A 2,670-nucleotide genomic window follows, 5' to 3' on the forward strand; every position below is an offset into this window, starting at 1 on the left:
TTGTGAGGTCGGACACATGCGCGGACAGCGACACGAAGAAATTGGCCAATCCACGCTGGCGATCCTCGAAGCTGAATGCGCCGAGCGCGCCGCCAAGGCAGCGAGGTTGAAATCGCTTCGCACGCTATTCCTGATGGCGGAAGCGGATCCTCAGGCTTCCTTTGCCGAGGAGATCGATTGCAGCTTGCTGGCCGCGTCCTTGAGAGATGTCGGTGAGCGCGTTCCCCGACGCCTCCATTTCGGCCGGTGATGCCTGCAACCGCAAGCAGTACGGTCACTCCATCAAAGAATAGATCGCCGCCGCATCGGGCGAAATCGTCAGCCGCTGCGGATTTCACCGCCGATCGCCGGCGATGTCAGCAAGAAGTTCGCGTGAAGTGACAACGGTTTGAGACCTGCATCATTCGAATAGAGGGTGCGCATTACATGGCGTCGATCTATTCCGAAACATTGCTTCAGTACGGATGCGGTGGCCACAGTAATCGATGCTCCCGGCTTCGGATTCACTCTAGTCGGAGAGCTTCCCGCATTCGCGCCTTGGAAGCCTTATCCGGTCTCGCGAGGACCGGATTGAGCTCAGGATCGCCATGGACGGTGATCCATCCTGATGGGTGGGGTTCCGAATGACCAGTTCGTCCCAGATCACTACTGAATTCTCCGGCATTTCCGACACTTCCAGCGACCCGCCGCACAATGCGCTCGCCGCCGGTCCGAGCAACGTCGTGACCGCGGAAGGATCGCAGATCGAATGGACGGACTCGTCCGGAGGCTCGCCGAACGTCGAATCGATGTATCAGTTCTTCGGTTCGCTCGGCGCGACCGCGACGAATGCCCTGTTCGATCCGCGCGCGACCTATGACAGCGTCAACCAGAGATACATCGTCACCGTCGACAACATCGGCTCGAACGGCACGATCAGCAATATCGACATCGCCGTATCGCGGGACTCGAATCCGAATGACGGCTGGTATTTCTACTCGCTGAACACATCGCTCACGATCAACGGCCAGTTGACGGCGGCAGACCAGCCGACCGTGTCGGTGGACGGCACCAACATCTACATCACCGCGCCTCAGTATGGTGTCAACGTCTCCGGTTTCGCCGGAACGGAGCAATGGGTCATCGGCGATACCGCTGGCGCGGGGGGCGGCATCTACAATGGCGGCACGATGACGGTCGTCGCCAATCAGGTTGCGTCGCCTAATCAAGGCATCGCCAGGGTGGTCGCTGGCAACAATGGCCAGACATACTACGCCTCGGCTGAGAACAGCGGCAGCCAGACTCTCGTCACCCTGCAGACCTACAACGTTGCCACCAACAGTTTCGGCCCTACGACCACGGTGTCGCTGGGCAACATCGACCAGGGCGGCGGAGGGTCGGACTACACCGCACAACAGCAAGGAACGAGCGTCCTGCTCGATGCCGGCGACGCGAACATCCAGAACCTCGCCTATTCCAACGGGTTCCTCTACGGCGTGTCCGAGGTGATGCCGGCTGGATCGAGCACTCCGAATGTCCACTGGTTCAAGATCGATGTCAGCAACCCGAGCAGTCCGACCCTCGTAGCGCAGGGCGATATACTCGGGGCTGCGATCGGCGCCGGCGTTGCCACCTTCGACGGCTCCATCGCCGTCGACGGGGCCGGGGACGTCATCATCAACTACACTGCCAGCGGCTCGGGCATGTATCCGGCCGACTACTACAGCTTCATGGCGGCGGGCGATCCGTCGGGCACCTTCAGCGCTCCGGTTCTCTATCAGGCAAGCTCGAGCTACCTCGCCAATGGCGACGGAGGAAACGTCCAGCGCTGGGGTACCAACTCCTCGGCAACTGCGGATCCCAACGATCCGAATTCCTTCTGGCTGTCGGGCGAGTATGTCGCCAATGGCTGGTGGCAGACATCGGTGGCCGAGGTCCAGATCCAGACGCCGACCGCGAACGTGACGGAGCGGCTGAGCAAGGACACCGGCGCATCGTCGACGGACAATATCACCAGCAACGACAAACTGGTCGGCACGGGCGTGGCGAATGCCGTCGTCTCCTTCACGGTGGACGGCAATCCGATCGCGACCACCGTCACGGCCAATGCCGGTGGCGCATGGACCTTCACCCCGACCGGGCTCGCGGATGGGCAGCATACGATCGTGGCCAGCGAGTCGGGCGCAGCGGGGAATCCGGCGCCAGCCTCACTGACGTTCACGCTCGATACCACGGCACCAACGGTGACGATAAACAATGCGGGCGGCGCAACCGGTCAGGCAGCGTTGACGGTGGCAGGGTCCGTCAGCGATCCCGATGTTTCGGGCCCCGGCTCCACGGTCGCGATATTCGACGGCACCACCCAGGTTGGAACCGCTGTCGTCCAAGCGGGCGGAACCTGGAGCACCAGCATCTCCTTGACCGATGGCACCAACACCTTGACGGCCAGGAATACGGATCTGGCCGGCAATGTCGGGACCAGTGCCCCGGTAACCTACACGATCACCGTCCCGCCATCGTCGATTGAGACATTGTTCTCCGGCATCTCGGACACTTCGGACGATCCGCCCGACAATGGCCTTGCCATAGGGCCAGGCGGCATTGTGATGGCCGAAGGGCAGCGTGTGGAATGGACAAACCTCGCCGGCACCGCCGCCACCAACATGTCGGCCTACAGCTTCTTCCCTCCGC

The 2,670-nt window shown here is 61.8% G+C and carries 2 protein-coding genes; both read left to right on the top strand.

The features are described 5' to 3' along the window. Positions 1-250, top strand: a 250-nt coding sequence (locus Q0L57_RS11935; RefSeq protein ID WP_296742864.1) for a hypothetical protein, incomplete at its 5' end; no start/stop codon positions are given. 373 nt (positions 251-623) lie between these two features. Beyond that, positions 624-2,670, top strand: a 2,047-nt coding sequence (locus Q0L57_RS11940) for an Ig-like domain-containing protein (RefSeq protein WP_296742866.1), incomplete at its 3' end; no start/stop codon positions are given.

Source organism: Mesorhizobium sp., assembly GCF_024509055.1.
Lineage (GTDB): Bacteria > Pseudomonadota > Alphaproteobacteria > Rhizobiales > Rhizobiaceae > Mesorhizobium.